General features: G+C 65.8%; 26 protein-coding genes, 1 tRNA gene and 1 pseudogene. 12 read left to right on the plus strand and 16 right to left on the minus strand.

Translation table 11 applies throughout. The annotated features are described in order from the left end of the window. Window positions 1-144 precede the first annotated feature (144 nt). Both PU724_RS18985 and PU724_RS18990 read left to right on the plus strand, forming a co-directional pair. Window positions 145-522, plus strand: coding sequence for a hypothetical protein (locus PU724_RS18985; RefSeq protein ID WP_135860291.1), 378 nt, complete (start codon window positions 145-147; stop codon window positions 520-522). Between the two features lie 129 nt (window positions 523-651). Continuing rightward, entirely contained in the window at window positions 652-1,143 is a 492-nt protein-coding gene (locus PU724_RS18990; protein ID WP_127394388.1) for a hypothetical protein, read from the plus strand. 44 nt (window positions 1,144-1,187) lie between these two features. Here the strand turns inward: PU724_RS18990 and PU724_RS18995 are convergent, their stop codons facing one another. From PU724_RS18995 to PU724_RS19015, 5 genes are read right to left on the minus strand one after another with little or no spacing between them, the layout of a single operon-like run. Further along, window positions 1,188-1,493, minus strand: a complete 306-nt coding sequence (locus PU724_RS18995) for an urease subunit beta (RefSeq protein ID WP_126057054.1) — start codon at window positions 1,491-1,493, stop codon at window positions 1,188-1,190. 8 nt (window positions 1,494-1,501) lie between these two features. After that, window positions 1,502-2,095, minus strand: coding sequence for a HupE/UreJ family protein (locus PU724_RS19000; protein ID WP_127393886.1), 594 nt, complete (start codon window positions 2,093-2,095; stop codon window positions 1,502-1,504). 35 nt (window positions 2,096-2,130) lie between these two features. Beyond that, on the minus strand, window positions 2,131-2,385 hold the full coding sequence (locus PU724_RS19005; protein WP_127310194.1) for a DUF1272 domain-containing protein: 255 nt from the start codon (window positions 2,383-2,385) through the stop codon (window positions 2,131-2,133). A 10-nt stretch (window positions 2,386-2,395) separates the two neighbouring features. After that, window positions 2,396-2,698, minus strand: coding sequence for an urease subunit gamma (locus PU724_RS19010; protein WP_095805092.1), 303 nt, complete (start codon window positions 2,696-2,698; stop codon window positions 2,396-2,398). 29 nt (window positions 2,699-2,727) lie between these two features. Beyond that, window positions 2,728-3,564: an urease accessory protein UreD gene (locus tag PU724_RS19015; RefSeq protein ID WP_127310193.1), complete on the minus strand. Its 837-nt coding sequence runs from the start codon at window positions 3,562-3,564 to the stop codon at window positions 2,728-2,730. 209 nt (window positions 3,565-3,773) lie between these two features. Between PU724_RS19015 and PU724_RS19020 the strand changes: the two genes are divergently transcribed. From PU724_RS19020 to PU724_RS19030, 3 genes are all read left to right on the plus strand, one after another. Beyond that, complete coding sequence (locus PU724_RS19020) at window positions 3,774-4,028, plus strand: acyl carrier protein (protein WP_127282632.1); 255 nt, start codon at window positions 3,774-3,776, stop codon at window positions 4,026-4,028. Between the two features lie 4 nt (window positions 4,029-4,032). Continuing rightward, the gene (locus PU724_RS19025) at window positions 4,033-5,241 is read left to right on the plus strand and encodes a beta-ketoacyl-[acyl-carrier-protein] synthase family protein (RefSeq protein WP_127393887.1); all 1,209 of its coding nucleotides are present in this window, start codon (window positions 4,033-4,035) and stop codon (window positions 5,239-5,241) included. Between the two features lie 142 nt (window positions 5,242-5,383). After that, entirely contained in the window at window positions 5,384-6,088 is a 705-nt protein-coding gene (locus PU724_RS19030) for a glutathione S-transferase family protein (protein ID WP_127394253.1), read from the plus strand. Between the two features lie 10 nt (window positions 6,089-6,098). Here PU724_RS19030 and PU724_RS19035 read toward each other — a convergent pair whose 3' ends face one another. The 4 genes from PU724_RS19035 to PU724_RS19050 form a co-directional block, all read right to left on the minus strand. After that, entirely contained in the window at window positions 6,099-6,419 is a 321-nt protein-coding gene (locus tag PU724_RS19035) for a hypothetical protein (RefSeq protein ID WP_127394252.1), read from the minus strand. Window positions 6,420-6,518: 99 nt separating this feature from the next. After that, window positions 6,519-7,139: a nucleoside triphosphate hydrolase gene (locus PU724_RS19040; protein ID WP_127282636.1), complete on the minus strand. Its 621-nt coding sequence runs from the start codon at window positions 7,137-7,139 to the stop codon at window positions 6,519-6,521. An 82-nt stretch (window positions 7,140-7,221) separates the two neighbouring features. After that, window positions 7,222-8,328, minus strand: a complete 1,107-nt coding sequence (locus tag PU724_RS19045) for a hypothetical protein (RefSeq protein WP_135859558.1) — start codon at window positions 8,326-8,328, stop codon at window positions 7,222-7,224. A 318-nt stretch (window positions 8,329-8,646) separates the two neighbouring features. Next, on the minus strand, window positions 8,647-10,563 hold the full coding sequence (locus PU724_RS19050) for a tetratricopeptide repeat protein (RefSeq protein WP_354420425.1): 1,917 nt from the start codon (window positions 10,561-10,563) through the stop codon (window positions 8,647-8,649). A gap of 531 nt (window positions 10,564-11,094) precedes the next feature. Between PU724_RS19050 and PU724_RS19055 the strand changes: the two genes are divergently transcribed. The 3 genes from PU724_RS19055 (at window position 11,095) to PU724_RS19065 (ending at window position 13,508) form a co-directional block, all read left to right on the plus strand. Then, window positions 11,095-11,985 (plus strand): D-alanyl-D-alanine carboxypeptidase family protein, encoded by an 891-nt coding sequence (locus PU724_RS19055; protein ID WP_426213541.1) that lies wholly within the window; start codon window positions 11,095-11,097, stop codon window positions 11,983-11,985. A 314-nt stretch (window positions 11,986-12,299) separates the two neighbouring features. After that, window positions 12,300-13,232, plus strand: a complete 933-nt coding sequence (locus tag PU724_RS19060) for a DUF1003 domain-containing protein (protein ID WP_354420426.1) — start codon at window positions 12,300-12,302, stop codon at window positions 13,230-13,232. Window positions 13,233-13,431: 199 nt separating this feature from the next. Beyond that, window positions 13,432-13,508: transfer RNA gene (locus PU724_RS19065), tRNA-Arg, on the plus strand. A 545-nt stretch (window positions 13,509-14,053) separates the two neighbouring features. On the opposite strand, the gene PU724_RS19070 is transcribed toward PU724_RS19065, so the two are convergent. Together PU724_RS19070 and PU724_RS19075 are read right to left on the minus strand one after the other, a co-directional pair. Further along, complete coding sequence (locus PU724_RS19070; protein ID WP_354420427.1) at window positions 14,054-14,821, minus strand: coniferyl-alcohol dehydrogenase; 768 nt, start codon at window positions 14,819-14,821, stop codon at window positions 14,054-14,056. Between the two features lie 22 nt (window positions 14,822-14,843). After that, window positions 14,844-16,319, minus strand: coding sequence for a benzaldehyde dehydrogenase (locus tag PU724_RS19075; RefSeq protein ID WP_354420428.1), 1,476 nt, complete (start codon window positions 16,317-16,319; stop codon window positions 14,844-14,846). A 429-nt stretch (window positions 16,320-16,748) separates the two neighbouring features. Here PU724_RS19075 and PU724_RS19080 point away from each other — a divergent pair. After that, a pseudogene (locus tag PU724_RS19080) lies at window positions 16,749-16,862 on the plus strand (sugar ABC transporter ATP-binding protein); the annotation flags it as partial. Between the two features lie 63 nt (window positions 16,863-16,925). Here the strand turns inward: PU724_RS19080 and PU724_RS19085 are convergent. Together PU724_RS19085 and PU724_RS19090 are read right to left on the minus strand one after the other, a co-directional pair. Continuing rightward, entirely contained in the window at window positions 16,926-17,726 is an 801-nt protein-coding gene (locus tag PU724_RS19085; RefSeq protein ID WP_354420429.1) for a class I SAM-dependent methyltransferase, read from the minus strand. Window positions 17,727-17,833: 107 nt separating this feature from the next. Continuing rightward, window positions 17,834-18,940: a LacI family DNA-binding transcriptional regulator gene (locus tag PU724_RS19090; protein WP_187331346.1), complete on the minus strand. Its 1,107-nt coding sequence runs from the start codon at window positions 18,938-18,940 to the stop codon at window positions 17,834-17,836. 618 nt (window positions 18,941-19,558) lie between these two features. Here PU724_RS19090 and PU724_RS19095 point away from each other — a divergent pair. From PU724_RS19095 to PU724_RS19105, 3 genes are all read left to right on the plus strand, one after another. Then, on the plus strand, window positions 19,559-20,521 hold the full coding sequence (locus PU724_RS19095; protein ID WP_127286973.1) for a sugar-binding protein: 963 nt from the start codon (window positions 19,559-19,561) through the stop codon (window positions 20,519-20,521). A gap of 114 nt (window positions 20,522-20,635) precedes the next feature. Next, window positions 20,636-22,207: a sugar ABC transporter ATP-binding protein gene (locus PU724_RS19100; RefSeq protein ID WP_354420529.1), complete on the plus strand. Its 1,572-nt coding sequence runs from the start codon at window positions 20,636-20,638 to the stop codon at window positions 22,205-22,207. Next, window positions 22,204-23,199, plus strand: a complete 996-nt coding sequence (locus tag PU724_RS19105) for an ABC transporter permease (protein ID WP_127286975.1) — start codon at window positions 22,204-22,206, stop codon at window positions 23,197-23,199. Before PU724_RS19100 ends, PU724_RS19105 begins: the two co-directional genes overlap by 4 nt. A gap of 165 nt (window positions 23,200-23,364) precedes the next feature. On the opposite strand, the gene phnN is transcribed toward PU724_RS19105, so the two are convergent. The 3 genes from phnN to PU724_RS19120 are packed head-to-tail and all read right to left on the minus strand — an operon-like array spanning window position 23,365 to window position 25,887. Further along, a complete protein-coding gene (phnN, locus tag PU724_RS19110; protein WP_320253651.1) occupies window positions 23,365-23,994 on the minus strand; it encodes a phosphonate metabolism protein/1,5-bisphosphokinase (PRPP-forming) PhnN in 630 nt (209 codons plus the stop codon). Then, window positions 23,991-25,130, minus strand: a complete 1,140-nt coding sequence (locus PU724_RS19115) for an alpha-D-ribose 1-methylphosphonate 5-triphosphate diphosphatase (protein WP_354420430.1) — start codon at window positions 25,128-25,130, stop codon at window positions 23,991-23,993. The genes phnN and PU724_RS19115 overlap by 4 nt, the downstream gene beginning before the upstream one ends. 49 nt (window positions 25,131-25,179) lie before the next feature. Beyond that, window positions 25,180-25,887, minus strand: coding sequence for a DUF1045 domain-containing protein (locus PU724_RS19120; RefSeq protein ID WP_354420431.1), 708 nt, complete (start codon window positions 25,885-25,887; stop codon window positions 25,180-25,182). Window positions 25,888-26,021 lie beyond the last annotated feature (134 nt).

Consider the following 26,021-nt stretch of genomic DNA (forward strand, 5'->3'; position numbering starts at 1 on the left):
CCCGATCGAAGCCGGGCTCCACATTGGCGCCATCCTATGGTCACGCAATGACCCGCTGGGCGACACCTTGTGTTCCCATTTCGCGGTTGAGGTGGGCGAGTCACCCCGAAACGACCGTTTGCCAAATCGATGGAAGGAAAATCCATGCGCAAAACGACACTTCTGGCGGCCGCCGCTGCCGCGATGCTGGCGAGCGCCGCCAGCGCCCAGCAGCAGCCTGCCCAGCAGCAGCAGCCCGCGCCGACCGCTCCCGCGGCGCCCGGCGCGCAGCCGGCCGTGCCGACGATCCAGAGCGTCAACATCGTCGACATCACCGAGCTGCCCAAGGAAACCCAGACGCAGGTCAACCAGGTGATCGCCGAGCGCGGCGAGGCCGGGCTGCAGAAACTGCGCAGCTCTATCGACGCGACGCCCAAGGTGAAGTCGGCGCTGGAAGCCAAGGGGCTCACCTCGGCGCAAGTGGTCGCTGCCAGCATGAACACCGGCGGCGCGCTGACCCTGATCACCAAGAAGGCGAGCTGACGACCGGCCGCGGCGGACCGGCACCCGGTCCGCCCACGGCGCCGAAGAGGGAACCATCGCCGGACGGAAGCCGTTTCGTCCCTGTCGCGCTGCACCGCGTCCGGAAGCGACCCCCCTCAGGAGCGAGCCATGGCGATCAACCCCTTCTCCGTTACGAGGCTGAAAAGCGCAGCCGCCGTGGCGCTGCTGCTGGCGGCCGCGCCCCTTGCCGGACTGAACGCGCAAGGGCTCGAAAACAAGGAGACGGTCGACCGCATCGTCGGCTCCGACGTCGAGCAGGAAGAGAGCAAGACCACCGCCCAGGCAGGCAAGGTCGCCAGCGCGATCGACCGGACGCGCGAGAACATCGGCGCGGTGCGCAAGACCTCCAAGCTCGACAAGGTCGACATCGTGTTCCTCACCGACGCCGCACGCAGCGAAGGCGGACCGCCGCCGGCGATCGAGAGCAAGATCGAGCAGCACCGGGACGACATCGCGGAGCTGCGCAAGGAGATCGAAGCCAACGCGCTGCTGTTCAACGCCATCGATTCGCGGCGCGTGCAGGCAGAGGACGTCGTCGCCGTCGCGTTCGACGATCCGGGGAAAGTCGTTATCTATGCGGCAGCCAAGCCGCCAGGCTGAGCCGGACGCGCGGAATGGACCGACAGCTCCAGGCGCCAACGGCCTCACAGCTTGCCCATCACCTTCTGCTGAAAACCGTAGACTTCGCGTTTTCCCCCGAGCGGCACCAGCGTGACGTCGCGCTCCTGCCCCGGCTCGAAGCGGATCGCCGTGCCGGCGGCGATATCGAGGCGCATGCCCCTGGCGGCCTCGCGGTCGAATTTCAGCCCTTCATTGGTCTCGAAGAAATGATAGTGGCTGCCGACCTGGATCGGCCGGTCGCCGCTGTTGGCGACTTTCAGCGTCAGCGTCGGCAGGCCCTTGTTGAGCTCGATATCGCCTTTGGCGGTGATGACTTCGCCGGGGATCATCGCCAGCCTCACAGCACGCCGCAGACGAGGCCGACGCCGACGGCCGCGCAAGCGGCACCGGCGGCGCGGGCAAGGCCGCGGAAGCGCATGCCAAGCCCAAGCGCGGCGGCAATGCCGGTGGCGTGGAGCAGCGCGGTAGCGCCGGCAAAGCCCGCCATGTATTCCAGCCCGCCGGCGTTTTCGGGCACTTCCGTGCCATGGGCGTGACCATGGAACAGCGCGAACAGGCCGATGATTGCGACACCGGCCGAGACAGGCAGGTCAACCGCAAGTGCCACCAGCAGGCCAAGCGCCACGACAGAGGCAAGAATGCCCGGCTCGACGAAGGGTACCGGCACATGCAGCATGCCGAGCGCGCCGCCCGCCAGCATGACGCCGACGAAGGCCAGCGGCCATGCCCATATCGCCTTGCCACCCTTGAGCGCCGCCCAGAGCCCGACCGCGACCATCGCGGTCATGTGGTCGAGGCCGGACAGCGGATGCATGAAGCCGGCGGTGAAGGACGAGGTCGTGCCGACTCCGACATGGGCATAGGCGGGCATCGCCGCTGCCAGCAGCATGACGGCGGTCAGCGTGGTGCGTTTGGTCGAAGCTGAGATCATCGATTTGCCTTCTCTTATGCCTTCTCTGGGGACGGTCAGGCGGCCACGCGGGGGCCGCAACCCTCGGCCTTGAGCACGCGTTTGGTGGAAGCCGGGTATTTCTTCAGCATGGCCGCCGGCCGGATCGGCCGCGCCGTAAAATTGCCGCCGCAGTTCGGGCAGACGCCGCCGAGCACGTTTCCAGCGCAATCGGCGCAGAAGGTGCATTCGAAGGTGCAGATCAATGCATCCGTCGCCTCCGGCGGCAGGTCCTTGTCGCAGCATTCGCAGTTGGGGCGCAGCTCCAGCATCTTTTCCTCCTCAGCGTATCGGCTCGTGCACGGTCACCAGCTTGGTGCCGTCGGGAAACGTCGCCTCCACCTGCACGTCGTGGATCATCTCGGCGATGCCATCCATCACCTGCGCGCGGGTGACGACATGGGCGCCGGCCTCCATCAGCTCAGCGACCGGGCGGCCGTCGCGGGCGCCTTCAACGACGAAGTCGGTGATTAAAGCGATCGCCTCCGGGTGGTTGAGCTTGACGCCGCGCTCCAGCCGCTTGCGCGCCACGATCGCCGCCATGGCGATGAGCAGCTTGTCCTTTTCCCTCGGCGTCAGGTTCATGCGTCTTCCCCGGATTGGCGTAATCAGCTTCAGAGTGACCATAATTTGGGCAGGCCGGCCCGTCCGTTGAGCAATTCGACAAGCGGAACCAGCCGCTTGCGGAGCCGGTAGCCGTCCTCGGCGAACAGCCTCGCAAGAAGCTTGCCAGATTGGTTGACGGTCCAGACGCTGGCGCCGCCCGCATCGCCGATGATGGCGCGCGCCGGATCGAGAAAAGCCTCCGCCCGCGGCGAGACCATCAGCAGTGTCGCGACCGCGGCGGCGCCGCCGGCGACGGCCGGGCGGCCGAGCGCAGCCGCTATGTCCGGCCCTATGCGGAAATCCTCGGCGTGGACGAGAGCGCCCTCCTGGCGGACACGCCAGCGGTCATGGAAGCTGCCTTCCGTCGTCCTTTCGCCCATGGCCAGGCGGCCGAACACGGTGGCCTCCAGCAACAGCGCCTCGGCGCCGGCGGCAAGCTCGACGTCGAGGCTGCGGGCGAAAGCCGCGCGGTCGAAGACGATGGTTTCCTGCGGCAGCCAGGCGAGGCTGCCGCCTGCGCCGACATTCAGCTCGACCCGCATTTCGGCACGGTCGGAGGCAGCTCGATAGACCTTCTCGCAGGCCTGGGTGGTGATCGAGGCAGAGGCACCGGCGCCGACGTCGACCTGCCAGGCAAGGCGGTCGCCGCCGGTCAGGCCGCCGGCGGTGTTGATCAGCACGGCTTCCAGCGGGTCGACCGAGACGGCCGGCATGCGGATCTTGGCCGAGCCGTCCTGGTAAAGACGCTCGAGCCGCGTGCGGCCGTCCTTCCTGCCGCAGAAAAGCCTGGCTCGCCCGGCAACACGCTGTGCAGTCGGCGCTGAAGTCGAGAGAGTTGCCATCATGTCCATGCCGCCAACGTTAAGCACTCCGGCGGCTTTGTCGATATATAGCTTGTTGCTTGACAGCGTTTCGGTTTCTATAGAGGGAGCCACCTTGGAACGGTCATGCGACGTCTGACGGAGCATGAAGCGACGACGACGATGCGAATCCGGGGATAAAAGGGGCGCTGATCGATTGGCGTCGGGAAACGACAAAGTGGGGAAGAGACCGAATGGCTGATCAGCTGGCGACGGACATCATCGCGAAGATCAAGGCTCATGCCGAGCCCGGCGGCGAAGAGATCACCACCAGCACCGAATTGACCGCGCTGGGCATCCATTCACTGGAACTGACCGAGATCATCTTCGATCTCGAGGAAGAGTATGGCATCGAGATCGAGATGAACACGGTCGATGCCTGGAGCAATCTGAAGAATGTCGGCGACATGGTCGAGGCGGTTCGCGCGCTGATCGCGAAAAAAGCCTGACCGCATGCTGAAACGCGTCGTCATTACCGGCATCGGCGGACTCTGCGGGCTTGGCACCGATGCCACCGCCATCTGGAGCGAAATGCGCGCCGGCCGCTCGGCGATCGGGCCGATCGACAATCCGCTGCTGCACGATTTGAAGGTCAAGATCGGCTGCGAGATCAAGGAGTTGCCCGAGCACGGCATCGACCGCAAGCAGCTGGTGTCGATGGATCGCTTCAGCCTGCTGGCGGTGATCGCGGCACGCGAAGCCATGCAGCAGTCCGGACTGGCGACGCATGCGGACAATACCTACCGGATGGGCACGATCGTCGGCGTCGGCGTCTGCGGCTTCGAGGCGATCGAGGAAAACTACCGCGCCATTTTGATCGACAAGAAAAACCGCGCCGGCATCTTCACCGTACCGAAGGTGATGCCAGGCGCCGCCTCGGGCCAGGTCAGCATGAATCTCGGGCTGCGCGGGCCGGTCTTCGGCGTCACCTCGGCCTGCTCGTCGGCCAACCACGCGATCGCCACGGCTGTCGACCAGATCCGGCTCGGCCGCGCCGACGTCATGGTCGCCGGCGGCACCGACGCGCCGCTGGTCTGGGGCGTGCTGAAGGGCTGGGAGGCGCTGCGCGTGCTGTCGCCCGAAACCTGCCGGCCGTTCTCGGCCGACCGCCAAGGCCTGGTGCTCGGCGAAGGCGCCGGCATGGCGGTGCTGGAAAGCTACGACCACGCCATGGCGCGCGGCGCCACAATCCTCGCCGAGATCGCCGGCGCCGGCCTCTCCGCCGACGCCTCCGACATCGTCGCGCCGACCGTCGAGGGGCCGGAGGCGGCAATGCGCTTCTGCCTCGCCGACGCCGGCCTCAATCCCGAGGACATCGACTATCTCAACGCGCACGGCACCGGCACCAAGGCCAACGACCAGATCGAGACGGCGGCAATCAAGCGCGTCTTCGGCGAGCACGCGCGCGCGCTTTCCATATCCTCGACCAAGTCGATGCATGCGCACTGCCTCGGCGCCTCGGGCGGGCTGGAGATGATCGCCTGCGTGATGGCGATCCGCGACGGCATCGTGCCGCCGACGGCGAACTTCCGCGAGGCCGACCCGGATTGCGATCTCGACGTGACGCCGAATGTCGCGCGCGAACGCAAGGTGCGCGCCGCGATCAGCAACGGTTTCGCCTTTGGCGGCACCAATGCGGTGCTGGCCTTCAAGGCGGTCTGACGGCCTCTATTTCCGCCAGGGTCATTTCCATCGACGGTCCGGAACCCTCGCTTGCATATTGATCGCGGCGGGCCGCGCGCCTAACTCATGGCGACCCGCCACGACCGCCGTCCGGCGCCCAGTCCCCGCCCAGGAGCCTTCGATGACCGACCTGTCCGCCTTTCCGATCGCCATGCGCTGGCCGGCCGCCCATCCCGATCGCATCCAGCTCTATTCCTTCCCGACGCCGAACGGGGTGAAGGTGTCGATCACGCTGGAGGAGCTTGGCCTTGCCTACGAGCCGCATGCGGTCAACATCGGCAAGAACGAAAGCTGGACGCCGGAATTCCTGTCGCTCAACCCCAACGGCAAGATCCCGGCGATCATCGATCCGAACGGCCCCGGCGGCAAGCCGATCGGCCTGTTCGAATCCGGCGCCATCCTGCTTTATCTCACTGACAAGACCGGCAAGCTGATCCCCGCCGATCCGATCCGTCGCTACGAGACGATCCAGTGGGTGTTCTTCCAGATGGCCGCGATCGGCCCGATCTTCGGCCAGGTCGGCTTCTTCAACAAATTCGCCGGGCGCGAGATCGCCGACAAGCGGCCGCTGGAGCGCTATCGCGACGAGTCGCGGCGGCTGATCGGCGTGCTCGAAACCAGGCTCAAGGGCCGCAGCTGGATCATGGATGACGACTACACCATCGCCGACATCTCGATGCTCGGCTGGGTGCGCAATTTGATCGGCTTCTACGAGGCGCGCGAACTCGTCGGCTTCGACGACTTTCCGCTCGTGGCGGCATGGCTGGAGCGCGGACTGGCGCGGCCGGCGGTGCAGAGAGGCCTCACCATCCCCGCCAGGGGCTGAAAGGCCGACCCTACTTCGCCTTGGCTTTCGCGCCACCTCTGCCAATCACCGAAGCCGCGAGCCGCGCTGTGGCGGCCACCGCGCCCGTTGCAATGCTTGCCACGGTGCGGATCGGGCCCGACTTGGCTGCCGCCGGCTTGTGCGACTTCGGCGCCTTCACGGCGGCCTTGTGCACCGCGCCCGGCACCACCTTCTTGGGCGCCGCCTTGCCGAAGGCTGGCTTGGCGTCCTTCGAGCGCTCGGCTATTGCCGGGCCGGCGCCGTTTTTCGCTTGGGTGGCCTTGCGCGGAGCTGCCTTGCCCTTGACGGGTTTTCTTGTGCTGGTAGCCATCGGACGAGTCCTTCAAACGACACAATCAGGATGTCGGCATAACGACCGGAAAGTCTTAAGGTTCCGCTCGGAAATTGCTGCAAATTGAACGAGTTCGCCTTAGCCCGGTTCGCCGATGACGAGATCGGCGACCCGCCGCCGCGCCAGCACGCGATCGATGTTGGGCATGTCGTTGGAGGCGATCCAGGCGCGGGCGTCCTCGTCGGAGCGGCCATGGCCGCGCCAGCGCTCCATCAGGCGGCGCTCGAGCTCGCCCCGCGGCACGTCGACGAAGATGGTGAAATCGAACAGAGGCGCCAGCCGCGACCACGGCTCCTCGTCGAGCAGCAGATAGTTGCCCTCGACCAGGATGAACTTGGTGTCGGCGCCGATGATCTCGGCCGCGGCGCGCGACAGTTCCATGCCGCGGTCGAACACCGGAATGGCAATGTCGGGCTCGCCCGAGCGGATGCGCTTCAGCAGCGTCTCGAAGCCGGCGAAGTCGAAGGTCTCCGGCGCGCCCTTGCGCGCGCGCAGACCACGGCGGTTGAGCACGATGTCGTCAAAGTGGAAGCCGTCCATCGGCACCACTTCGGAAGCGCCTTCCGGCAGCAGTTCATGCAGCCTGCCGGACAGCGTCGACTTGCCGGCGCCGGGCGGGCCGGCGATGGCGACGACGAAGCGCTTGGCCTTGCCGGCGCGCTTGAAGATGGCGGCTGTGATATGGGCGATCTCGGACATCGGCGCCTTTCCGGTAGCGATTTTCGGCCGCATCTTGGCGGCAGTCGGCGGAAATTTCAAACCCGCGCGGGATGCCCGGCGTTCAGGCCGGAACGGAGCGGCCGAGGCGCAGGAAATCGCCGTCGAAAGCGATCTCCCGAACCATGCCGTCGGCGCCGGTTATGCGCATGTGGTCGCGCGCGGCCTCGATGTCGCGCGGCGGCTCGCCGCCGGCGAAAGGCACGGCGCCGATGACATGGCGGAAGGAGACGCTGCGGCCTTCGGCAAGCGCAAAGGCGGTGGCGACGCCTTCGCGCTTCAGCCAGTTGTCGCCGAGCGAGGCGGCGTGGCCGACCGCGGCGCGACCGTCCTCGATGCCGAGCACCCCGAGATGGCGGCCGCCCCACGGCGCGTAGTCGCGGCCGCCATTGCTGAACCACAGCATGGTGATGGGCAATTCGGCCGGGTTCTTCAGCACCAGCACCAGGTCCTGCTCGGCATGGCGCGCAAGCGCCGTCCAGCCCGGCCCGCCGTGATCGGCTTCCACCAGCGTCAGGAAATCCTCGCGCCTGTCCTCTATGCGATACTCGGTGAGATCGGCGGTGCCGCCGGCTGCCGTGGGAAACCGGGTCAGATCGGCCGAGCGGGCGGGGTAGGCAAGGAGGAAACGGCCGCGCGCCGGATCGGGCTCCAGCGGGTCGCCCGGCGTCGCCGCATAGCGCTTCGGCGAGAAGGCGAGAGACCCGCCGCCCTGCATTACCGTCATTGGATGGTGGGCGACGGAAATGGCGCCGGCGCCGCCGGAAAAGACATGCTCCTGGTAGAGGAAGGGGTGGGTGTCGCGCAGCGTCAGCACCTTGTCGACGCTGGCACCCATGACCTTGCGGCGCAGCCGGAAGCTGGCGCGCCAGCCATCGCTGACGGCGCTATCTTCAACCAGGTCCCAGGCGCTGTTCGCCGGCCAGCCATGCAGCGGCGCCTCCTCGACATCAGCGCGCGAGAACGGCGCGCAGAGGAAATCGCCGGAGAGACGCACCGTGCCCTCGGGCAGGTCCTGCGGCAGGCTCTCGCGCGGCGCGCCGACCCAGGGCGCGCGATGCAGCGGCTGCAGCCGGCGGCCGTCGGCCTCGACCGTCATGTCTGCGATGTGGCCGACCGCAAGGTCGAGCGCGACCGAGATGCCCCTTGCCTTGATCGTGACCGTATCCATGCCTGTCACCCTCGCGAATCTTTGGCGCCAGCAAAGCCCGCGCGATGCCCGATGCGCAAGCGCTGCGAAAAGCATTTTGCATCAGACGGGAAGTCGGCGCCGCCCCTCATTGCCCTGCCGGGCATTTCTCCCCGTATAGTGACGGGGAGAAATGGGCTGGCCGCAGCGGCGGCGCCCTCCTGCAGCGTTGCTGATTGGCGAAAGGGGCGATGAGAGCGCCCCTCTCCCCGTCACTATACGGGGAGAGGATGCCGGCAGGCAGGTGAGGGGCAGCGCCAGCGTTGGAAAGGGTGCGGTAGCGCTACAAACGGGCCGCCCCTATTGCCTTTTATACTCCCAGACCGGCGACTTGGTGCCGTCCGTATACGTGACCTGCACCGACATCGACTTCACGCTGTCGGCGACCTTGAAATAGGGCTGGTAGTCGTAGGGGATGGCGTAGGGATCCTTCTTGTCGCAGGGCGGCATCTTGATCTCCTTGTCGGGCGCAGCGCCGTCGAGGCCGTAATGAACCTCCTTGATGGCGCAGCGGTAGGACAGCATCTGCGTGAAATAGACCAGGCCGTGGTTGCCGCCGGAATCGAAGGCGATCCACGAGGTCCAGAACTGGTCGAGGATCTGCTTGTCGCCCTGCTGAAGGGCCGAGTCCGGATCGAAACGGATGTCGAACGGACCGGTCTCGCGGCCCCTGATGTCGAGATATTTGATGCCGATCGTGGTGGCGGCGGTGCTGTCCGGCAGTTCGAAGCTCGGATTGGGCATCGGCTTGCCGGTCCGCTGGTCGTTCATCGCCATCAGGCCAGTGTCGGTGAACGGGCCGCTCTCGCCGAGTCGCCAGGAGATGCCGGTCGCCGCCTCGGGCAGCGAGATGGTGATCGTCCAGCCGGCATTGGAGCGCATCGGCGTCAATGTCGGGGCGAAGCGCTGCGGATCGAGCACGTCGCCGACCGCGGCCAGCCGGCTGCGGCTGCGCTCCAGCCAGTCGGCCAGTTGGGTCTGGTCGACGAAATATTTGAGCAGCCCGCCTTCCTTCTCGTAGGAGACGAACTTGGTCAGCGCCTCGGCCTCGCTGCGCTTGTCGGACAGCGACTGGCTGCCGAGGCGATCCTCGGAAAACTCCTGCGCCAACAGGAAATAGGCCGGGGCGTAGTCGGGATGGGCCGCTATGAAGGCGTTGAGCTTGTCGAGGCGCTGGGCATCGTCGAACTGTTCGAGATGGACGAGCTTGATCGCCGGCGCCTTGGCCTTGTCGGCAAGCTGGCCGAACACCTCGCGGGCGCCGGCCTTGCCGTCCTGGACCCGAAGCAAGGTGGCGAAGCGCGTGTAGGGATCGACGGCGTCGACATCGAAGTTGGCGAAGGCGAGATAGGATCGCCGCGCGTTCAGCATGTCGCCCGACAATTCGTAGACACGGGCATTGTGGTAGTACTCGTCGGGACGCTTGGGATCGGCGATCGCGCCGCCCTGCGCGGCGAGCGCGGCAAAGCCCTTGGCGATGGTGTCGATGGAAGCTGCGATCTGCTCGGTCGTCGCCTGCAGCTTCTCGGCCTGCGCGGCCGCCTGCTGCTGGCCGGCGGCCAGCGTGTCGGTGGTCTGCTTGACCGCCTCGACGGCTTTCTGCGTCTGCGTGCCTTGTTCGGTCTGCTGTTTCTGGGCCGAGGCAATCTCCTCGGCCTTCTGCGCAACGGTGTCGGTCGACTGCTTGACCGCCTCGACCGTCTTCTGGGTCTGAGCGCCCTGCTCGGTCTGCTGCTTTTCGGCGGCGGCGATCTCCTCGGCCTTCTGCGCAACGGTGTCGGTCGACTTCTTGACCTCCTCGACCGTCTTTTGCGTCTCGGTGACGGTCTTTTCGATCTTGGCGACCTTTTCGGAGACGATGCCCAGCGACTGCTGCAGTCCGGCCACCGCCGGCACCAGGGTGGCGATGATGCCGTTCTGCGAATTCGTCTCCTGCTGGACCGCGTAGACGCCGCTGGCGATCGCCGCCGCACTGGTGGCGAAGATCAGCGCCGGCATCGCTTTGGTCGCCAGCACCAGCCTGAGCACGATGGCGACGGCGATGATCGCGGCGGCGATCGCGGCAACCAGTGCGATATAGGCGGCGAACGGCCCCAGCGGGTTGAGCACGTCCGATACCGCGCCGCTGACGAACGCGACGCTGCCCGCCCATTTGCCGGTGCGGCTGAGCGATGCCCGGATAAGAGAAGGCGCGGCCGCGCCGATGTCACCTGTCATGTCGATCCCCCAAACCAATGCCGCACGCATGGTAGCAGCGCGGCCCCGCCGGGAAAACAGGCCAGGAAACGGGCGTTTTCGGGGCGGTGGGGTGTGGGAGGTGTCGCCCGACGAAGCGATAGCGACGAGCTGCAAGGTATGGCGCCGCTCGCGCAGGAATCGCCAATTTGCCGAAGTCGGCGCCGCCCCTCATTGCCCTGCCGGGCATTTCTCCCCGTATAGTGACGGGGAGAAATGGGGCTGGCCGCAGCGTTGGCGCCTTTCTTGCAACGTTGGTGATTGGCGAAAGCGGCGATGAGAGCGCCCCTCGCCCCGTCACTATACGGGGAGAGGGTGCCGGCAGGCAGGTGAGGGGCAGCGCCGGCGTTGATGTCGTTCAGAGCCTGTCGCCCGCCTAAGCTGTTGAGACACCTTGATCCCCCCGTTAACCAGTTGGACGCAGCAATCGGCTTAGGCTAGGGTCCGGCCCTCTCAGCAACAGCCGGATCCGACTTGCGCCTGTCCGACACTTTCCCGCTCCTCCAGAAGATCATGATGGCGTTCGCGCTGCTGGCGATGGTCGCCGGCTGCACCACCGTCGAGCCGCCCGATAGTGTATTGGCGGTGCCGGCGCAGCCGCAGCGCTATGCGGCGATCGTCGTCGATGCCCGCAGCGGCAAGCAGCTGTTCGAGGTCAATTCGACGGCACAGCGCTATCCGGCCTCGCTGACCAAGATGATGACGCTCTATCTCCTGTTCGAGGCGCTGGAGAGCGGCCGCATCACCAAGGAGACGCAGATCCCGGTTTCGGACAATGCCGCCCGGCAGCCGCCGACCAAGCTGCGCTTTAGGCGCGGCGAGACGATCGACGTCGATTCCGCCATCCGGGCGATCGTGGTCAAGTCGGCCAATGACGTGGCGGTGGCGGTCGGCGAATATCTCGGCGGCTCGCAAGACCAGTTCGCCGCCATGATGACCGCCAAGGCGCGAAGCCTCGGCATGACCAGCACCAGCTTCCGCAACGCGTCCGGCTTGCCTGACGACAGCCAGATGACGACGGCGCGCGACATGGCGGTGCTGGGCATGGCGCTGGAGCACCGCTTCCCGCAGCATTTCCACTATTTCTCCGAGAGCGACTTCATGTTCCGCGGCCGGCTGGTGCGCGGCCACAACGACATGCTCGGCCGGGTGCGCGGCGTCGACGGCATCAAGACCGGCTATATCAGGGCCTCCGGCTACAACATCGTCACCTCCTACAATGCCGACGGCCGCCAGCTGATCGTGGTGGTGATGGGCGCCGAGAGCGCGCGCCAGCGCAACGACCATGTCGAGGCGCTGATCCAGCGCAGCCTGTCGCCGATGGCGGCGGAGGCGAAAACGCGGCTGATGTACGCGGGGCAGCAGCCGACGGGGTCGGCGCTTCCGGGGTTGCCGGAACCGTAGAAGTTTTGCAACGCCGGCCCGAGGCGCCCCCCTCTGGCCTGCCGGCCATCTCCCCCACGAGGGGGAGATCAGATTTCACCGCGGCTTTCGCCAATCGCCAACGTCAAAGCGTGGCGCCGAAGCTGCCAATCTCCCCCCTCGCGGGGGAGATGTCCGGCAGGACAGAGGGGGGCGCGAAGGATCACCACCGATCTCAGCTTGCGCCGCCCCCCATCACAACAACTTGTTCGGTCACACCACATTCACACTCGCGATGGATATGCCGCGCCGGCTTGGCGTATCGTACCCAAAAGCCGAGAACAGGAGCACTGACCATGGCCGGCGACCCGAAGGCGCAGAAGACGGAAGACGACGAGACCCACTCGGCCGGCGAATATCTCGAGGCCTCCACCTTGCCGGACGACCTGCACGAGACGGCGGACGACGAGATCCTCGAAGCGCCGGAGGTGCCGGATTCCGAACCGGCCCTGCCCGGGCCCGCCGCGTCGCGGGTCAAGCCGAAGAAAAAGCCGTCGGCGATCAGCGGCCGGAAATTCCGCAAGCGCGACCTGGTGCGCATCGACGATTTGCGACCGAGCCTTTCCGACCGCATCCGCGCCGACCATCCCGACCTGCCGCGCGGCGCCCGCATCAGCCGCGAGGAGCTCGCCCGCTACCGCATGCGCTACATGGAGGAACTGCTGCAGCAGGAGCACGGCGAATTCTCCGAGCTCGACCGCCAGGTGGTCGAATCGATCGCGAGACAGGACACGATTTCGGAAAACTCGGAAGAGGAGTTCGAGGAGCACAGGTCGTTCGCCGACCGCGTCTCCGACTCGATGGCCGAGTTCGGCGGCAGCTGGTGGTTCCTGATCTCGTTCGCCAGCGTGCTGCTGATCTGGATCGGCATCAATCTTTTCGAGGGCATGGCGGGCGCCTTCGACCCCTACCCGTTCATCCTGCTCAACCTGATGCTGTCCTGCATCGCTGCCATCCAGGCGCCGGTGATCATGATGAGCCAGAAGCGGCAGGAAGCAAAAGACCGGCTGCGCTCCTTCAACGACTACCGAGTGAACCTCAAGGCCGAGCTCGAAGTGCGGCATCTGCACGAAAAACTCGACTATCTGATCTCGCGCCAATGGCAGCGGTTGGCCGAAATGCAGCAGATGCAGCTCGACGCGATGCACGAGCTGACCGGCGCGAAGAAGGTGAAGCGGGCGACAAGAGGGGTGCGGAGGCGGGTGGCGAGGAGCGAGGCGGCGGGGTGAGGCGTCGGAGCAGCAAGGTTGCTGACGACGCAGATACGGCGCAGCCTTGACCGCCACATACGCCCTCGGGAAGCCTAACCGCTCCTGTGGCGTCAAATGCCTTGCCACCCCAATTGCCCGTTGAAGCCCGGAGCGGCTTCCGCTAAGAAGCCGTGGCTGGCCGGCTCACCGGCTGGTTCGTTTTCCGGTTCCCCGGGAAGCACCCGTAGCTCAGCTGGATAGAGCGCTGCCCTCCGAAGGCAGAGGTCACAGGTTCGAATCCTGTCGGGTGCGCCAACGGCATGCCCCCTATTGCCTGCGACGCCTCCCCGACGAAGCAAGGTAACCCAGCGCAAGGGTCATAACGGCGACCGCGATCCCGGCGCTGATCACACCTGCCGGTGTTATCCTGGCACTGCCTTGCAAGACAACATGCTTACCCAAACGCAGATCGAAAACCGACTTGATTTCCTCAGGATGTGCGGGGAGCGCGAGGGAAGGTTCTTCCTGGACTGACATTTGAGCCTCCGGTTCGAATGTGCCGCCGCCCGCACATCGGCCGGCGACTAGCGCGCCGACATTTGTGCCGCGGCCGAACGTGCATTCAGTGGTAAGCCTTGAGAATCGATAGGCACCAAAATAATATGGCGGTGCCCAGTTTCATCTCCTGTGGTGCCCCATTTGGCAACCTACGATTTCCTCGATCACTGCGCCAAGCTTACAGCCGCCTCCCACGCCTGAAGGCAGAATATTGTAGCGCTGCGGCCGACATAGATGGGAATTGATCGACCAGATGGCGGCGTAACTGGCGCGGCCCGGCGTGCGGTTGAACGCGCGCCGCCTCAGAGATAGGTGGAGGCCAGCCCACCGTCGACCGGCAGGTTGACGCCATTGATCCAGCGCGCCGCGTCCGAGCACAAGAAGACGACAGCCGGCGCGATCTCGTCTGCAAAGGCAGGGCGCTTCATTCTGCCGCTGTCAGCCTCGACCCGATCCTGACCAAGCATGGTGATGAAGTCGCCGAGGATTGGCGTAAAGACCGGGCCGGGCGCGACGGAATTCATGCGGATGTCACGCGAGAGGAAGAGCTGCTGCGCCCGCATGAACGTCCAGACGATCAGCGCTTCCTTGAAATATTGATAGCAGGTGCCTTGCGAAACCGGATTCGCAGCCAACCAATCATGACCGGATTGGAAGGTCGCGGTCGTTGCCAGGTCCTTGTGCCGGGCGAGGCGTTCCGGCCATGCGGCGCCCAATATCGATGCGAAGTTGACGATTGCCGCGCCCGGCGAAAGCCTGCCGACCACAGTCTCGGTCAGGTGACGCAGGCCGAGATAGTTGACGCGTGCGACCGTATCCTTGTCGGCGGTGCCCGGCACGCCTGCCGCGTTGACCAGCCCATCGAATTGCGCGGGCAAGAACGAAACGGCCTCGTCGATCGTTTCCGGCTTCGAGAGATCGGCCTTCACGAAGCCATCGAGGCTAACCGTGGGATCATTGCGGTCGATGCCGATTACCCTGGCGCCATGGAAGCGGGCGAGACGGGCGACCTCGGCTCCGATCCCCGAAGAGGCGCCCGTGATGACCAGAAGCTTGTTGGAGAGATTCATGGTTCGATCCTTCGGGGATTGGTCAAAATGGATAGGGCGTTGCTTGTTCCTTGACGGAAATCCACATCCACTGCGTGAATTCCTCCCAGATCGCCGGGCCTGAGACGCGGCTGCCATTGCCCGAGCGCCGCCGGCCGCCGAAAGGTGCGTGCGGCCCGGCGTTGACGGTCTGATCGTTGATGTGCAGATGGCCGACCTCCAGTCTTTCGCCAACCGACTGGGCGCGGTCGACGGAAGCCGAAATGACGCCGGCGGCGAGGCCATATTCGGAGCTGTTGACGAGAGCGATCGCCGCCTCTTCGTCGCGGAACGGGGCAATGCAGGCGACGGGCCCGAAGATCTCTTCCTCGAACGCACGCATGCCTCGCTCAATGCCGAACAGAACCGTTGCCGGATAGAAGCGGCCGCTTGCCTTGCCTCCGGCGAGCAGCTTTGCGCCCTTGGCGACGGCATCGTCGACGATGCCCTGGATTCTCTCGACCTGGGCATCGGAAATGATGGGGCCAAGCGCCACCTGATCGGTCGAGGGATCGCCGGCAACCAGGTGTCCGGCTCTGGCGGCAAGGCGCGAAGCAATCGCATCGGCATGCTTCTCGTCGACAAGGATGAGACCGGTCGACATGCAGATCTGGCCCTGATGCAGGAAGCAGCCCCAGGCGGCATTCGACGCCGCGATGTCGGGATCGGCATCATCGAGAATGATCAGGGCGTTCTTGCCGCCGAGCTCGAGCTGGACCTTCTTCAGATGCTTGCCGGCCAGCTCGCCGACCCGGCTCCCGGCCGCCGCCGACCCCGTGAACGAGACCATCGCGATGTTCGCATCCGTGCAGAGGGCCTCGCCGGCGTCAATTCCGCCGGGGACGACATGGAGGACACCTGCGGGCAGGCCCGCTTCCTCGAACAGGCGTGCAATGATGATGCCACCGGAAATCGGCGTGCGCGGATCCGGTTTGTGGACGACGGCGTTGCCTGTCGCCAAAGCGGCGGCAATCGCGCGGACAGAGAGGACAAGTGGAAAATTGAACGGCGAGATAATTCCGACCACGCCGTGCGGCACCCGCCGCGCATGGTTCTGGCGTCCGGCATCCATGGTGGGAAGGGCGATGCCATTCGGCTCGACAGCGGCAGCCGCGGCGTGGCGGATGAAGGCCGCCCCGTGATCGATCTCGATTTGCGCCTTCGCCCGGATGGAGCCGGATTCGCGCATTATCCAGCCGACCAGCTCTTCGCCATTGGCTTCCAGGATATCGGCCGCCTTGTTCAATATGGCCGCGCGCTCGGAGGGAAGTTTCGCCGCCCAGGCCGGCTGCGCCAGATAGGCGCCAACCGCGGCTTGCCCGATGTCTGCCGCGCCGCCGACGCCCACCGAGGCCACCAACATGGCGGTCGCGGGATTGCGCACCTCGGCGACGCCGGCAGCCGTCTCACGCCAGCCACCCAGAAATGCCTTGCCGGTCCAGCGCGCCTCGTCGATGAAGCTCCTGCTTTGGATGTTCACTCGTTGATCCTCCCTTGCAAACATTCGCAATTGCTCTGCTGCGCGCGCGGGGCATCTGGTCCTGCCGCTGCCAGCGCCCGCAGCACGTGAATCTTGCCGGAGGCTGTTCGCGGCAACGCCTCAAGCGCACAGAATGTCTTTGATACTTTGCAGGCTCATGCGCCTGGTGCAGTGGCCAACGAGCGCGGTGGCATCGAGGATGCAGCCTGGCTCCATCACCAAGACCGGGCCGACTCCATCCCATTACACCGCGACCTCGGCACTGTGTGGCTCCTCCTTGCCATCATTCGCTATGTCAAATAGCATTATTGCTATGCCGCATAGCATAGTATTGCTATCTGTCATAGTCTTTTTTGAGATTCCGGAAAGCCAAGCGGCGCAGCGCGGCGCGCTCGACACATTGGTTGGTTGCGATCCGCGCCGGGCCGCGTCCTCGCCGTCTCGGACCGCATCGCCGTGCCGAGGCGCGGGGTGCAGGCGGGCGAGCGCAAGATCGCGGAGACCAACCACGACGAGGTCGTCAAGCTGATGGTCGGCGGATAGGCGAAAACGCCGTTGTTAGCCGCAACCTGCGACGCCAAGTGATTCCACTTGGCTGCAAATGCTCTAGCGAACAACGCCCCGGCAGGCCCAGGCGACATTGGCGAACGAGCGCGGGCCATCGGGCCGGCCGGCCTGGTAGGCATCGCGGACGGCGGCTTCGGTGCGCGCCCGCTCGGCGGCGTCGAGCGTGGACATGTATTTGCCGAGCGGCCCCTCGCCGGCGCCGATCGGCGCCCAGTAGTCGTCGAAATCCGCATAGTCCATGCGGATCATCAGCTCGGTCTCGGTGACGTCGGCCAGGCCCTGCTCGACGAAGGTCCGCTTCATCTCGCCCGGCTGCATCATCGGCTGGAAGCAATAGCGGCTGCGCATCTGGCGACCGCTTTCGCTGAGCGCGGCAACCGTGTCGATCATCATGCGCATGCCGGGCATGCCGCCGAAATGGTCCCACACCACCGCTGCCACAACGCCGCCCGGCCGCGTCACGCGGCGCATCTCGGCCACCGCCTTGCCGGCCTCCGGCACGAAATGCAGCACGAGCAGCGCCAGCGCGCGGTCGAACGCGTCGTCCGCGAACGGCAGCGCGGTGGCGTCGGCTTGGCTGAAGGTAGTGCGCGGATCGGTGTTGCGTGCCTTGGCCGCCTCTATGAAGACGGGCGAGAAGTCGATGGCCTGGATTTCGGCGAGGCCGGCGGATTTCGCCAGCTCGAAGGTCAGGCTGCCGGTGCCGCAGCCGACGTCGAGGATCTTCTCGCCGCCGGCCAGGCCGGCGAAGTCGATGAATTTGGGCGCCAGCCTGCGGCTCCAGCGACCCATCAGCTGCTCGTAGCCGGATGCCTGGTGCACAGTGAAGCTAGACGTCATCTCGCTCTCCCTTCGCTGGCCTCAGGCTAGTCCTCGACGGGATCGATGCCAAGCGGTGGCGCAATCGACGCGATCGCAGGCAAGGATAGCGTGGTGTGTAACGGCTTCTATGTGGACGACTTCACGGTCGCCACGCTCTCCCGCTCCACCAGCGGGCATTCCAGCTTGGTGATGGGATAGCGGCCGCGGCCAGGCGTGGGCGGCGCTTCCAGCTGCTCGATCGCCCATTGGCCCATCGCCATATGCGGCAGGATCGATGTCGTCAGCGGCGGAAACAGATGGCGGGCGATCTCCTCGTCGTCATAGCCGACGACGGAAATATCCTCGGGGATATGCAGGCCGGCCTCCTTCAGCGCCTCGTAGCAGCCAATCGCGGTGCGGTCGTTCTGGCAGAAGATGGCGGTCGGGCGCTCCTTCAGGGCGAGCAATTTGACAGTCGCGGCATAGCCGGCGCTGGCCGACCAGTCGCCCTCGACCACCAGCTCCGGATCGAAGGGGATGTCGGCGGTAGCGAGGGCGCGGCGATAGCCTTTCAGCCTATCTTGAGCCGCTTGCATCCAGGGCTCGCCGGTGATGGTGGCGATGCGGCGGTGGCCATGGCCGATGAGATGCCGCGTCGCGCTCTGGCCGCCGGCGATCTCGGAGGGTACGACGGCAGGGAAGGCATAGTCGGCGGTGTAGCAGTTGAGCAGGATGACCGGGATATCGAGGCTGTAGAGGAATTCGGGCGCCGCGATCTCGCGGGTGAAGATGGTCATGTAGATCAGCGCCGAGATGCCGCGCCTCGTCAGCGCTGAAATAGCGCGCGGCTCCATGACGGCATCGCCCATGGTCTGCGCGACAAGCAGCACGTTGCCGGCATTCCAGGAGGCCTGGCGCGCGCCCTCGATGGCGACCACCGCCTCGGGGCTGGTGGCGAGCTGGTCGACGGCGAAGCCGATGACGCCGTCCAGCCCCTCGAATGGCGTCACCGGCGGCCGCAGGGCGGAAAACACCGGCGGCGAGTAGCCCAGCGACCGCGCCGCTTCGATCACCCGGTCGCGGGTCTGCTGCGAGAGCCTGATGCCGGGCGAATTGTTGAGCACGAACGACACCGTCGCCTGCGAGCAGCCGGCGGCCCTGGCTATGTCGGTCATGGTGACGCGGCCCTTGGGCCTGGCGGCGCGTCGCCTGGACGCCTCCGGGGGATCGCGCAATTCCGTCGGTTCGCTCATGGTCGTTTTCCCAAACCCGGCCAGTTGTTAAGCAAAGGCCGGCAGCAACGGCAAGATGGCTTTCGTGGAAGCGCATTTATCGAAATGCAGCTTGATTATAACTATTACCAAACGCAACGCATTCCGCGCCGGCCGCGCCGCACGCCGACGAAACGACCGGACAAGGTCAGCAAAGCTGACGATTTCCCGTAGAATTTCCGCGCGATGGCCCGCTTTGCCGCTGGCGCTCTTCTTCCTCCCTTGCGCTCCGCTTCGCCTGCCAGATCTCCCGTCCGGCTGTATCGGCCATCCTCAATAACTAATACTATTTACTAATAGCCGTAAGCGTTCTACTGTCAACTCGTCGTTACCGGATCCGGGCTTCCGGCTGGTGGCGTCAAGGCGTGCGATGCGGTGCGCCATCGGGCCGGCAAGCCGCCGGAAGAGGGTCGCCGCACACTCACGAAAATGTCAGACAAATCGGACTATTTACGAACTGCGAATGAGTGTCTAGTGTCTCGGTCGCGGCTGGATTGGCGCCATTCTTAGGTTGCCGGATCTGGGGCCAAACCCTTGAGGAGAGGGGTGCCCGCGCCGCAAGCGACACATTCTGTCTGTGTTTCAAAAGGGAGGTTGAACATGAAATCTGTGATCCGAACTGCGTCCATCGCCGCCGCGGCCCTGGCGCTCGGCCTGTCGGCGAGCGCGATCGCGCGCGCCGACGACAAGCCGACGCTGGCCTTCGTCGTCAACGGCGCATCCGACTTCTGGAAGGCGGCGGAAGCCGGCGTGAAGAAGGCGCAAGGCGAGCTGCCGGACTACAATCTGGAGCTGAAATATCCGGAGCAGTCGTCCGTCGCCATCCAGCAGCGGCTGATGGATGACCTGGTGACGGCCGGCGTCAAGGGCATCATGGTCTCCGCCGTCGACCCCAAGACCTCGACCGACGGGCTGAACAAGATCGCGTCCCAGACGGCGCTGTTCACCACCGACTCGGACGCCCCGCAGACCAAGCGCGTCGCCTATATCGGCTCGTCCAACGTCGATGCCGGCAAGCAGGCGGCCGAGATCGCCAAGAAGGCGATGCCGGACGGCGGCAAGTGCCTCGGCTTCGTCGGCCTGCTCGGCGCCGACAACGCCAAGGAACGCATCCAGGGCATGAAGGACGGGCTCGCCGGCACAAAGATCGAACTGGTCGACGTGCGCGGCGACGACATCGACCAGGCACGCGCCAAGAAGAACGTCGAGGACGCGCTGGTCGCCAGCCCCGACATCACCTGCATGGTCGGCTTCTATTCCTACAACACGCCGCGCATCTATGAGGCGCTGCGCGACGCCGGCAAGCTCGGCCAGATCACCGTCGTCGGCTTCGATGACGATCCGATCACGCTGGGCGGCGTCAAGGAAGGCACCGTTGCCGCCACCGTGGTGCAGCAGCCGTTCGAGTGGGCCTATCAGGGCATGAAGCTGATGGCCGCCTATCTCAAGGGCGACAAGTCGGGCATCCCGGAGGGCGGCCTGATCATCGTGCCGACCAAGATCATCGGCAAGGACGATGTCGACGCCTACGCCGCGAACCTCAAGGCGATGGCCGGCAAGTAGGACGACGCCCGTTTCGCCGGCTCATGGATCTGCCTTGAGCCGGCGATCATATTGACGGGCCCGCGAAGGCCCGTCAGTCTGAGGCCAAACGCCCACCGGCTGCTGTCAGGCGTGATGAATTATTCCGACGTATCCATTGCTCAATCCGCGATCGCTCCGTTCCTGACCCTGGACGGCGTGCGCAAGACCTATCCCGGCGTGGTGGCGCTGGACGGCTTTTCCATGGAGGTGCGGCCAGGCGAGGTGATCGGCCTGGTCGGCGAAAACGGCGCCGGCAAATCGACGCTGATGAAGATCCTCGGCGGCGTGACGCGGCCGGATACCGGCACCATCACCGTCGATGGCGTCGCGCATGATGGGCTCACCGTCGAGGCCAGCATCGGTTCCGGCATTGCCTTCGTGCACCAGGAACTCAACCTGTTCGAGAACCTCGACGTCGCCGCCAACATCTTCTTCGGCCGCGAGCCGCTGAAGGCTGGGCCGCTGAAGCTCGTCGACCGCTCGAAGCTGCGCGAGATGGTGGCGCCGCTGCTGAAGCGCGTCGGCGCCAATTTCTCAGCCGACGCGCCGGTCGCCTCGCTGTCGCTCGCCCAGCAGCAGATGGTCGAGATCGCCAAGGCGCTGTCGATCAAGGCGCGGCTGGTGATCCTCGACGAGCCGACCTCCAGCCTGCCGATCGCCGAGACCGAGAAGCTGCTCGACGTCATCAAGGCGCTGAAGGCGGAAGCCATCAGCGTCATCTTCATCTCGCATCGACTGCACGAGGTCGAACGCGTCGCCGACCGCGTCGTCGTGCTGCGCGACGGCATGCTCGCCGGCACGCTGCCGAAAAACCAGATCAATCACGACCAGATGGTCAAGCTGATGATCGGCCGCATGCTGAAGGAACGCGAGCGGGTCTCGGATTCCGCGCATGCGCCGGGCGGCACGGCGCTCTCGGCCAGGGCCGTGCGCACCAGCGCCTATCCGGAACGCCCGGTCGATCTGGACGTCCGCCACGGCGAAATCCTCGGTTTTGCCGGGTTGGTCGGTTCCGGCCGCACCGAGCTGGCGCGGGTGCTGTTCGGCATCGACGAGCGCTTCGGCGGCAGCGTGACGCTGGATGGCAAGACGCTGAAGCTCGGTTCGGCCGCCGACGCTGTCGCGAGCGGCATCTTCCTGGTGCCGGAGGACCGCAAGCTGACCGGCATCCTGCTCGACCTCTCGATCGCCGAGAACATCTCGCTGCCCAACCTGCCGGCGCATGCGAAGCATCAGCTGGTCTCGACCAGCGCCGAGATCGCCACCGCCGAGAAGCAGAAGAGCAATCTCGGCATCAAGGCGCCGTCGGTCGCGACCCGCACCGGCACGCTGTCGGGCGGCAACCAGCAAAAGGTGGTGCTGGCCAAATGGCTGGCGATGAACCCCAAGGTGATGATCCTCGACGAGCCGACGCGCGGCATCGACATCGGCGCCAAGGCCGAGATCTACGGCCTGATGCGGGCGCTGGCCGACGCCGGCGTGGCGGTGCTGATGATCTCCAGCGACATGGAAGAAGTGATCGGGGTGTCGGACCGCATCGCGGTCATGCACGAGGGGCAGATATCCGGCATCCTCGAGAAGGACGACTTCAGCCAGGAGAACGTGCTTCGGCTGGCGGTGGGCAAGAAGCCGCTGCCGGCCCAGGCGGTGGGAGGAGCGCAATGAGCAAGAAAGATCTCGGCCTGCTGGTGCTGATCCTGGTGGTCGGCGCGGTGGTGACGGCCATCAACCCGCGCTTCCTGTTGCCGATCAATCTTGCCAACACCTCCAACCTGATCGGCCTGTTCGGCATCCTGTCGATCGGCCAGGCCTTCGTCATCATCACCGGCGGCATCGAGCTCTCGGTCGGCTCGGTGGTCGCGCTGCTCGGCACGCTGTTCATCGACTTCATCGCCGTGCGTGAGCTGGACTGGCCGCTGGCCTTCGTGCTGATCATCGCGCTCGGCGCGATCATCGGCCTGGTGCATGGCTGGCTGATCACGCGGCTGAAGCTGCAGCCTTTCGTGGTGACGCTGTGCGGCTTGCTCATCTACCGCGGCGTGGCGCGCTTCTACACCGCCGACGGCACGGCGGGCTTCGCCTTCGGCCAGAATTTCCCGGACCTCGAATTCCTCACCGCCGGACGCAGCTACGGCGTGCCGAACAGCTTCATCGCGCTGATCATCATCGCCATCGTCATGTGGGTGGTGCTGCACCGCTCGGTGTTCGGGCGCTATCTCTACGCCATCGGCAAGAACGAGGAAGCGGCGAAATATTCGGGCATCCGCACGGGCCGCATCGTCATGGCGGCCTACGTCATCTGCGGCGTGCTGACGGCGCTGTCGGCGATCTACTTCGCCATGTACACGCGCTCGATCTCGCCGGCGAGCCACGGCCAGTTCTACGAGCTCTATGCCATTGCCGCCGCCGTGCTCGGCGGCTTCTCGCTGCGCGGCGGCGAAGGCTCGCTGATCGGCGTCATCCTCGGCACGGTGCTGCTGCAGGAGCTGCAGAACCTCGTCAACCTGCTCGGCATCCCGTCCTCGCTGAACTTCGCCGTGATGGGCGGGGTGATCCTGATCGGCGTGCTCGTCGACCAGCAATGGGGCGTGTTCCGGGCGCGGCGGCAGATGATCGACGCGACGCGCAGGAACGTCGCCGGCGCACCGGCGGAGTAGCTTTCACTTCCCCTTCTCCCCTTGTGGGAGAAGGTGGATCGGCGCGCAGCGCCGAGACGGTTGAGGGGTGCGCGACGGATCACCGTCCTTGCCAAGCTGGAGCACCCCTCATCCGACCTCGCTTCGCGAGGCCACCTTCTCCCACAAGGGGAGAAGGCAAGGGGCTCAGATCATGCTGGACAAATCCGAAAACGCCATCGCCTTGCGCAGCACCTCGGCGAAGCGCTCACCGGCGATGTCCCTGGCGCCGCTGTTGTCGATCGAGGTGACGTCCGGCCCGGAGAGCGCGATGCTGGCGCTGCGCGCCAGGCGCGCCAGCACTTCGCCGCGCGATTCGCGGCCGCGCGCGGCCAGCCGCTCGGCGAGGATTTCCGGCGTCGCGGTGATCTCGACCACCGCCAGATTGGCGTAACGCTCGCGCAGCGCCGGAATAACAGACCGCGAGACGTTGGCGACTGCGACATGACCGTTGGCGACCGCCCAGTCGACATCGGCGGGCAGGCCGTAGCGCAGGCCGTGGGCGTCCCAGCACAAGGCGAAGGCGCCGTCGGCCTCGGCCTCGGCGAAGGCGGCATCGGCCAGCGTATCGTGGTCCTCGCTTGCCGCATCGCTCGGGCGGGTGATGACGCGGCGCACGAATTCGAGCCGCGTCTCGTCGGCGAAGCGGCCCTTTGCATAGCCGATCACCGTGTCCTTGCCGGCGCCGCTCGGACCGACCACGGCGACGAAGACGCCGTTGCGGATCGGGAATCTCTCGGCCGACAATTCGCGTTCGAGCAGGGCCGAGACCATCATGCGACCCGGCGCCCCTGGCGCCAGACGGTGCGCACGACCGGCACATGATCGTCGACGCGCACGCGCACCAGATCGGCGCGCCGGCCCTCCTCGATCACGCCGCGGTCACTGAGACCGACCGCCTCGGCCGGGTTCTTCGAGACCATCGCCACCGCCTGCGGCAGGGAAATGCCCTCGACCATATCGCCAAGGAAGAATGCCGACTGGATCAGGCTGAAGGGAATGTAGTCGGACGACAAGATGTCGAGCAGGCCGTCGCCGGCCAGCGTGCGGGCCGAGACGTTGCCGGAATGCGAGGCGCCGCGCATGACGTTGGGCGCACCCATCAGCACGCCGAGGCCGGCCGCCTTGGAGGCCCGCGCCGCTTCCTCGGTGGTCGGGAACTCGGCGACGCGCACGCCCTGCTCGATCGCTTCCTCGACATGGCCGGCGGTGGCGTCGTCATGGCTGGCCAGCACAATGCCGCGTTCGTGGCAGGCGGCGGAAATGAAGATGCGGTTCGGACCGGAATTCATCGCCGATTCCGCCATGCGCTTCTCGCAGAATTTCTGGAAGTCGCGATCGGAGAGCTTCAGCTTGCGTTGGTAGTAATAGGCATAGGTTTCGAGATTGACGAATTGGCGCTGTCCCGGAGCATGGTCCATCAGCGACGCCAGCTTCACCCGCTCGTCGGTCTCGAAATTGGCGAAGGCCTTCAGGCAGTCCGGCGCCGAGACCTCGCAGCGCAGATGGATGAAATGGTCGGCCCTGAGCCGCTCCTGCGCGACGCTGTCCTCAATGGCGTCGGCCAGCTTGCGGATGTCGGCGGAGGTGAGGTCGGCGTCCTCGTCCATGCCGACGCGCAAGGCATCGAGCACGGTGGTGATGCCGGCGGTTGCCACCTGCGCGTCATGGGCAAGCACGGCGGCAATCGGGTTCCAGCGGACCTTCGGGCGCGGCGCGTAGTGACCTTCGAGATGGTCGGTGTGCAGTTCCACCAGGCCGGGGATGATGTAGTCGCCGCCCATGTCCTCGCCGGCGCGGGCAGCGCCCGGGTCGATGACGGCGATCAAGCCGCCGCGCAGCACCAGCGAGCCCTCGACGATCTCGTCGGCAAGCACGATGCGGGCATTGGTGAGAACGGTCTCGGCGGTCATTTCAAATCGTCCTTGGTAATCAGGCAGTTTGGTCTCAAGCAGTTTGGTCTCAGGCAGTTTTCCGGGCCGGGCGGCGTCCTAGCGCGTGGTGGGACAGCACAATGAACGGGGCGCCCGGTTCGGTTTCGACGAACAGCGTCAGCGCATCGACCGGCACCGGCCGCAGCAGCACTTCCGTGAACAGGCTGTCGATTGCTGCGCGCAGACGAGGGCTTTCCTGTGACGCGACGCGGCCGGACAGCGTCATATGAAAGCGGAAGGTCTCGAAGACGTAAGGGTAGCCCCATTGGCAGAGGTTGCGGAACTCGTCCGGCTTCAGCGAATCGGGGCTGCGGCGCTCGATCTCGGCCTCGGTCAGCGGCGCGCGGAAACGGTCGAAGGCGAGCACGACATCGCCGGCGAAGCGGTTGAGCGCCGGCACCGGCGCTTGCGGCACCAGCGCGAAGAAGCCATCGATCTGACCGACGATCAGGCGCGGGATGGTAGCCGGCTGGGCCGCCTCGGCAAAGCTGTCGAGCGCCGCGCGCAGCGAGGCTTCCGTCTCGTTCTCAGCCAACCTGAAGGGCGCCTTCAGCGTCGCGTGAAAGCCGTAGCGGCGGGCCGAGGCGGTATGGAAGGCAACTTCAGCCGCCGACAGCTCACCCACGGCCTCGACCGGCCGGGTGGCGGCGCCGAACGGGTCGCGTCCCAGCCAATTGGCGGCGATCCGCGCCAGCGGCTCGTCCTGGCTTGGGGTGAAATAGATGGCGTAGCGCATAAGAAGTCCTCGTCAGACCGTTGCCATAGGTGATTTCCATGACGGATTGACGAAGCTTACGATGGTTTTCGATGGCAAATCGGCCAGGCAGGTCCTTAGCCGACGATTTTTCCGTGCTGGACCAATGGCTTCAG

Origin of the sequence: Mesorhizobium abyssinicae, from assembly GCF_049887195.1 — a bacterium.
In the GTDB taxonomy this organism is placed as follows: Bacteria; Pseudomonadota; Alphaproteobacteria; order Rhizobiales; family Rhizobiaceae; genus Mesorhizobium; species Mesorhizobium abyssinicae.